Source organism: Bartonella sp. MR168JLCBS (assembly GCF_042194175.1).
Map to the genome: position 1 here is coordinate 1 of NZ_JBHIMP010000273.1, position 816 is coordinate 816.

Annotated in this window: 1 protein-coding gene and 1 pseudogene; both read left to right on the forward strand. The window is 40.9% G+C overall.

The annotated features are described in order from the left end of the window. Positions 1-201 (forward strand): winged helix-turn-helix domain-containing protein (locus tag ACFIK8_RS10825; RefSeq protein ID WP_375669428.1); only part of this gene is annotated, 201 nt, incomplete at its 5' end. Beyond that, positions 198-816: pseudogene (locus tag ACFIK8_RS10830) on the forward strand (two-component sensor histidine kinase); the annotation flags it as partial. The gene ACFIK8_RS10825 and the pseudogene ACFIK8_RS10830, both read left to right, overlap by 4 nt.

Sequence of the window (816 nt, forward strand, 5' to 3'; positions counted from 1 at the left end):
ATGCGATATGCTGGGCAAGTTGTTACTCGCACTATGCTTTTGGAAAATGTTTGGGATTACCATTTTGATCCACAAACAAATGTCATTGACGTTCATATATCTCGCTTAAGAGCAAAAATTGAAAAAGATTTTGATGTCCCACTTCTCCATACTGTACGGGGAGCTGGATATATGCTGAAAGCACCAGATAATAAAATATGAATCGTTTAATAAATATGATGCGCACAACTGCGCTAAGGCTTTCAGCACTTTATATTTTATTGTTTGGGTTAGTTGCAACAGGGCTTTCTATTTATATGACGGCGTTTTCTATTTCATTGTTAACCGAGCAAACTGAACAAGCTTTGCGTGAAGAGCTAAGAAGTGTCGAAAACGCTTATAACTATGGTGGCCTCCCTTTATTAATACGCACTATTGATTACCGTTCACGACAACCTGGGGCTTTTCTTTATCTTGTTACTGATCCTATGGGACGCATTTTAGCAGGGAATGTTGCACGTATTGAGGTTGGACTTTTGAAGCATAATGGTTTTCTTTCGGATTCTTTTTTGTATTCGCGTTTTGGAGAAAATGACAAAACAAGCGAACATCGCGCTTTGGCAATTATTGTTGATTTGCCCAATGCTATGAAAATTCTTGTGGGACGGGATTTGGATGAACCAGAACGTTTTGCAGCGGTTATTCGTAAAGCGGTCATGATTGCTCTCGCAGCAATGGTTGGAGGGGCTTTACTCATATGGTGTTTTGTTGGTAGGCGCGCGTTGCAGAGGATTGATCGTGTAACGGCTGCTTCACAGCGCTTGATGGATGGTGAGT